The 6,487-nt window shown below is 67.6% G+C and carries 5 protein-coding genes; 2 read left to right on the top strand and 3 right to left on the bottom strand.

Annotation, left to right across the window (positions count from 1 at the left end):
• The 3 genes from ACWAUG_RS03740 to ACWAUG_RS03750 are packed head-to-tail and all read right to left on the bottom strand — an operon-like array spanning position 1 to position 5,529.
• The gene (locus tag ACWAUG_RS03740) at positions 1 to 3,360 is read right to left on the bottom strand and encodes an ATP-binding protein (protein ID WP_460801321.1); all 3,360 of its coding nucleotides are present in this window, start codon (positions 3,358 to 3,360) and stop codon (positions 1 to 3) included.
• Positions 3,357 to 4,067: a DUF4194 domain-containing protein gene (locus ACWAUG_RS03745; protein ID WP_460801323.1), complete on the bottom strand. Its 711-nt coding sequence runs from the start codon at positions 4,065 to 4,067 to the stop codon at positions 3,357 to 3,359. Before ACWAUG_RS03745 ends, ACWAUG_RS03740 begins: the two co-directional genes overlap by 4 nt.
• Positions 4,060 to 5,529: a DUF3375 domain-containing protein gene (locus ACWAUG_RS03750; protein ID WP_460801325.1), complete on the bottom strand. Its 1,470-nt coding sequence runs from the start codon at positions 5,527 to 5,529 to the stop codon at positions 4,060 to 4,062. Before ACWAUG_RS03750 ends, ACWAUG_RS03745 begins: the two co-directional genes overlap by 8 nt.
• A 220-nt stretch (positions 5,530 to 5,749) precedes the next feature.
• Between ACWAUG_RS03750 and ACWAUG_RS03755 the strand changes: the two genes are divergently transcribed.
• Positions 5,750 to 6,052, top strand: a complete 303-nt coding sequence (locus tag ACWAUG_RS03755; RefSeq protein ID WP_460801346.1) for a replication initiator — start codon at positions 5,750 to 5,752, stop codon at positions 6,050 to 6,052.
• A 160-nt stretch (positions 6,053 to 6,212) separates the two neighbouring features.
• Positions 6,213 to 6,487 (top strand): transposase (locus ACWAUG_RS03760; RefSeq protein ID WP_460801327.1); only part of this gene is annotated, 275 nt, incomplete at its 3' end.

The raw sequence follows: 6,487 nt of genomic DNA on the forward strand, positions 1-6,487 counted from the left end.
TCACGCGTCAGCGGGAAGCGCGACCTTCGGCTTGGCCCAGGAACGGCCGCGAGTGTCCTTGAGGATGTCGTACTCGACGTCGACGTGGGGTTCGATCGCGCTGTACTTGTCGTTCGGAGCGCCGATCACGAGCTGGAAACCGAGCCCCCGCCAGGCGCCGATCGCACGCTTGGTGAAGTGCGCGTCGGCCTTGATGAGGGCCTCATCCATGAACACCGGGGCATAACGGGGGCGGGCTGCGCCCGCATCGCCCAGCTGATAGCGCAGGGCCGCACCGACGATGAAGGCGACGAGCTCCTGCGACTCGCCACCGGACTTCTCGCCGATGTGATCGTAGAGCGCCACATGCTGGCGGGTGACGGCCTGGATGCGCTCGGCGCTGACGCGCACGTGGTTTCGCACATCGATGAGCTCGGCGAAGTCGGGTGCCGTCCGTCGCATCCGCCCGATCAGACGGCTCATGCGCCGGTAGGCGTTCTCGCGCTGATCATCGGTGGATGCCGTGTCGATGAGCCCGCGCACCTCGCGCAGCTCGCGGCGGAAGCGCTTGCGCGCCTCGGACTGGTTCTCGCGCGGAGTGATCTGCAGACGGTGCTCGTCATCGTAGAACGCCAGTTCGCGCATGATCGCGTTGATCGGCTCGATGCGCTCACGGATCTCGCGCAGCGCCCGGCTGAGCGTGGAGTCGAGACTCGTCAGATCGTTGCCGGACAGTTTGATGAGGCTGTCGCGCCACTCGCGCTCGAGCTCGTGCAGGCCGTTGGCCTTGAGCGCTTCGAGAATGCCCTCGAACTCATCGACGGATGCGTCGGGGTCGGGCAGCAGATTGAGGTTTGGCCAGCGCTCGAGGAACGCCTGCATCAGGCGGCGCAGGCTCTCGCGCTGCTCGTGATGCGTGTCCACAGCGGCAGCGCGATCGTCCGCGAGACGCTGCGCGGCGGTCTTCAACGCCAGGTCGAGGCGGGCGAGTTCGGCGGTGGGTGCGGCTGCCCCCGCAGCATCCGTCAGCATGAAGCGCTCATCGAGGAACCGCATCTGCTCGCCGCTGATCGACAGCTCCGCATCGATCGCGCGATCGATGATGATCTGGCAGGCGTCGACGTCGTCGACGACATCGCCCCAACGCTGCTCGACGCTCTCGGCCTCGACCTGGGCACGCGCGATGTCGGCGCGCAGCGCGGCGGCCTTCTTCTTCAGTTGTTCGGCGCGGTCCTTCAGATCGGCGATCTCCGGGCTCGCCGTCGTGACCTCGGCCTCGACACCCGCCCAGCGCTCGTGCTCGGCACGAACCGCTGCGACGTCGATCTGCTCCCAGGTGATCTCGCGCAGGCGCGCGTAGATCGTCATGCGGTTCTCGACGCCGTCGAGATCCTTCTCCGCGTCGCGGGCCGCGCTCGTCGCCGCATCGACCTCGCGGGTGAGGGCGGTGAGCTGCTCATCGATCTCGTGCAGTCGGCGCTGGTTCGAGAAGCCGAGAACGTTCGCGCGCCCCTGTCCGCCGTGTGCGCCCCGGCTGCCCTGCGTCAGCTGACCCGTGATCGTCAGAGCCATCGCGTGAGCTCCGAGCTGCGCCGAGCTGTCGACGCACACGAAGCCGAAGCGCTCTTCGAGCCGTTGCTGCAGCCATCCGGTGAACCGGGAGCCTCGGTAGTCCAGGCGCCCGGGCAGTGTGCGCTCGTCGGTGCTCGGAGATTCCGCCAGCCCCGTCTGCACTCCCTCGAACCGCAGGCGCACCGGCGTGCGCACCGCGTTGATCGCCGCGCGGAACCGGTCGATGTGCTCGTCGTCGATCAGCAGCGTGGTCGCGAAGCCGCCGAGTGCGAGGTTGAACGCATCGCGCCACGGCTCGTGCTCGGTGCGCACCTCGATCAGCTCGCCCACGAACGGCAGGTCCGCAGGATCAAGGCCCGCGGCTTCCGCGAGCAGCGCCCGCGAATCGTCGAGGGCCGGTGGGATGCTGCCGCGCATCTGCGTGACACGATCGCGCTCGGCCTGCAGCTTGGCATGCGCGGTGAACGCGCGGCGACGATCCGTCTCCGCCTCCGCGAACATCGCCCGGGCCGTGCGACGGCCATCGGCCTCGGCGATGCCCTGAGCGACCTTCACCATGAGCTCATCGAACTCATCGACGGTCGTCACCGATACGCCCAGCCCCGCGGACACCTCGTCGAAACGGGCGCGCTCGCGTTCGACATCCGTCAGGCGCGCCGAGACCCGGCGCAGCTCGCGCTGCGCGGTCTCGAGACGGTCGCCGCCGGACTGGCGCAGCAGGTCGAGCAGACCGTCGCGCTCGACGTCGGCAGCATCCGCCAGCGCCCGCTTCTCGCGCAGGGACAGGTCGATCGTGATCTTCTGGCCGCGCAGCTCCGCCTCCACCGCACGCAGCAGTTCAAGACGGCGCTCGGCACGCCACAGCGCAGCGCGCGAGGTCTCGTCGATGAACGACCCGACCTCGTCGATCAGGGCGACGCGCGAGGCGGCCTCCGCGATCTTCGCCCGGATACCCGGAATGGGCTCGAGCGCATTCACCTGCTGCCGCGCGGTGAGCATGCTCGTGCGCGTGCTCTCCAGCTCGTCGAAGTGCGCGACCACCGCATCCGCGGCATCCATCGTGTCCGGCTCTTCGAGGACCAGACGCTTGTAGAGGTCATCGACCGTCGTGATCTGCTGACCCGCCTGGATGCGGGCGAGCAGACTGATGGCCTTCGCGCCGGAGCCTGCCGCTCCGATGCCGAGGACCGCGTGCAGACGCGCAGAGAACTCCCGATCCGTGCTGAGAGTCTCCAAGCCGAGGCCGCGCACCGCAGAATCCGACAGCCGCTGCGCAGCGGCCTCCTCCAAACGCCCCAGGTCGAAGGCATCCGCGACCGTCGCACGAACCCGGACCGTGTCTTCCAGCACCCGGGCCGTCGCCGGGATGTACCAGGCGCGCACCGCGGTGAACCGGGAGCCGTCATGATCGCGCCACGTGACCGCGATCGCGCTCCACGTGTCTTCTCCATCGCCGCGCAGCACGCGCAGCTTCGTCCCCTCCTCGGTGCGCGACTCATCGATCTTGCCGCGTCCGTACGAGAGGATGTTGCGCTGCTCCTCGCCGCGCGGACGCCCCGTGACACCGCCGTTGGATGCCCCGTTGAAGGGTGTGGTGTGCGGCATCATGAGCGCGATGTAGGCGTCCATGAGCGTGGACTTGCCCGATCCCGAACCGCCGCACAGCAACGTCGCATCCGGTGAGAATCGAACCAGGTGCGGGCCGCCGTCGTAGCCGCCCCAGTTGATGAGCTGCAGGTCTTCGGCGACCCACTGCTGGCCCCGCGAGGAAGCCGGGATCATTCCGAACAGCGTGTCGAGCATCGTCACAGCGCGCCCTCTTCCTCGTCGTGGCCGGCGCCGACCTGCTCGCGCAGCCAGTCGCGCAGTTCCTTCAGCTTCTCGGCGCTGAGGATCACCTCGACGAGCGGACTGATCCGGTAACGACCGGTCGTCTCCTCATCGATGATGCCCTCGCGGTCGAGACGGTCCATCGCCTTGCGCACGGCCTTCTGCTGGCGCGCGGTACCGCCGTCGACCTCGGTGAAGTAGCTGAGCACGTTCTGCTCGACGTCCTCGATGTCGATGCGCACCGAGCTCTCCCCCGCAGCGGACTCCCGCTGATGCACGGTGCGCAGGTGCACGAGCACGAGCGTCTCCACACGAGAGTACGGCAGGTCCTTCAACAGGATCGGCACCTCGATCTCGTCCGAGCGCACCTGCTGTTTGTAGGCGAGGCCGCGCCCGTGGTCGACGACCAGACGCAGGAACAGGTCGTTCAAACGCGACTCGATGATCTGCTGATGCTCGATCAGCAGCTTCCACTCCTGCTTCGACCGCTCCGCGGCGAGGAAGCGACGCTGCAGGATGTGCACGAGCACGCGGCGCACCTCGGCGTCGAGCGTTCCGTGATCACCGGCGAACAGCTCATCGGGGTCGTCCTCCATCGCCACGGGGTCGATGAAGGGTGCGTCGATCGCGGATGCCGCGGGTGCAGCATCCGTCTCGGTCTCGACGTCGGGCGCAGACTCAGTCATGCGCTTCCTCTCTGGCGGCCTGGGCGCGCACGGCGCCGAAGGCGAATCGTCGGGTCGTGCCATCGGGGCGCAAAGCCTCGACGACGGAAATCTCATCGCTCTCGCTCATCCCGCCGCGGTGCGCGATCTCGAGCAGACCGAGCAGGTCCACCGGGCGGCGATTGTCGTCATCGACGCCCACGAAGGCCTCGGCGAGGTCGTAGTCGCCGCCGAGGCCCTCGATGTAGGCCTCGAGCTCCGCGTAGCGCGGACCGCCCCAGGCGCGCGTGTCGGCGTCGACGAACTCGACGTCGACGGCATCCGTCAGGGGCGCGGGAGCGCCGGGCGGGCGAATGTCGCCGACCGATTGGCGCAGGTGGCCGACGTCGATCATCGGCAGGCTCCGCACCGGGTCCACCGGCGCCGGCGCGGCCGTGCCCTGACCCCACTCGTGCATGCCCGCGATCACGTCGCGCAGCAGATCATCGATCTGGCGGTCGCGGAGCGGATCATGCGTCTTCACCTGTCCGGTGATGACATGCGAGGCGCGGCGCTGGGCCGAGAGCACCTCTTCGACGCCGAGCTCGACCCGACGACCGATCGCATCGAACTCGGAACGCTGGTTCGCATCGAGGCTGCGGGCGAAGGGCTGACGCAGCAGATCCTGCAGGTTCTCGGTCAACGCATCGATGCGATCGGGGTCGCCGATGAGGCGCAGAGCGCCGGCGAAAGCGCGCCCCTCGCTGGTGGATTGCATGACGTCCTGGGCGCGCTGCAGATACTCGCGGAGCACCTCGCCCGTCGGGCGCTCGTCGCGGCGCAGATGCGCGACGACGTCGCGCTGCATGGCCTTGAGCGACTCGGCGACGCGCGCGAAGTCGGCGGGCAGTTCGCGGGCCAGGTGCAGAACGTTCTCGGCCTCTTCGAGAAGCTCATCATCGTCGAGGGGCTCGAGCTCATCGGCCTCGGCGCGCGTGATCTTCGCATCCAGCGCGTCGCGCTCCTCACGCAGGCGCTCCAGGCGCTTGGCTGGATCGGACTCGGCGTTCTCGGCGAGATGGTCGACGGCCTCGAGCAGGGTGCGAACGCGCGAGTTCGAGACGCGGGTACGGCCGCCACCCGTGCGACCGGCGATCTCGAGCGCCTCGACCGCGTGGGCAGAAAGACGGTAGACCTCGACATCGTCATCGATCTGCTGCAGAAGCCAGCCCTGCTTGGCCCAGGAACGGCACACTTCGCGCCCCGTTCCCCCCGGCAGACGACGTGCGTCGTCATCATGGCCGCCGGTGCGCAGCTGCTCAAGGATCTCATTCACCTCGGCGTGCGCATCGGCGATCGCGACCGAGGGACGGTCAGCTGTGAACAGCGTCATGAGCGCCGCGACGACGAACGGAGCCTGCCGCCCGTGCAGAAGATCGAGCGTCGGGGCGCGGAACGCCGCCAGCGCCCGGGAATAGGCTGCCTCGGCACGCGTTCCTGTCACCTCTAGAGCCTAACTTTCACGCCCGGAATACGACAAAACCCCCGGGGCTTCCGGGGGTTTGAATCTGTAGCAGGAGCGGGGCTTGAACCCGCGACCTCACGATTATGAGGTCTGAGATTCACCGCGAAATCTGCTGACGGAAGGGCTGGCTGACAGCCTCGAAGATCAGCTGCGGGAACGGTTCTGCTCGCGTCCGGTTGAGGTGTCTCCCGGGTTGAAGGTGCGGTGCGGTTCACGTCGTCAGTCGCAGTGCCCGGCTTGCTCATCGTTGTGGGCTGGTGATGCAGCGAAGCTGGGTCGCAGTGGCTTTGAGGATGCAGACGGGCATCCGGTCGCCGGATACCGGTTCCTGTTCCTGACACTAACCGCACCAAGCTTCGGGCGGACTCATGTCGTGGTCAAGTGGGAACGCGATGAGGGTAAGCGCTGCGGGTGTGGCGCGACGCATGGCCGGGATGAAACTGCACTGCGAGGGCTGCCGCTCGATCTGAACGGGTACGACTACGCCGGTCAGATTCGATAGGCGCAGTCGCTCGGGAAACTCTGGAATGTCACGGTAGGGCGGATGCGGCGGCTGGTGCCGGACATGGAGTTCTATAGGGTCTTCGAGGCCCGGGCGTGAGGAACGGATCGGTGACAACTGATCGTTAGTGCCGGGAGGCGCTGGCGGGAAGGATGTCATCATGCCCGGTCCCTATCCCCAAGAGTTCCGCGAGGATGTCGTCGCGGTCGCGCGGCGCCGTGAGAGCGGCGTCACCATCAAGCAGATCGCCACCGACTTCGGTATCAGCGAAGCGACCCTGCAGAACTGGCTCCGCCAAGCCGATGTCGAGGAAGGGAATCGGCCTGGCCAGACCGCGGCTGACGCGGCGGAAGCTCGCGAGTTGAAGAAGCGGATCCGTCTTCTCGAGCAGGAGAACGAGGTCCTCAGGAAAGCCGCGGCATATCTGTCGCAGGC

It is taken from the genome of Microbacterium sp. GXF6406 (assembly GCF_054798215.1).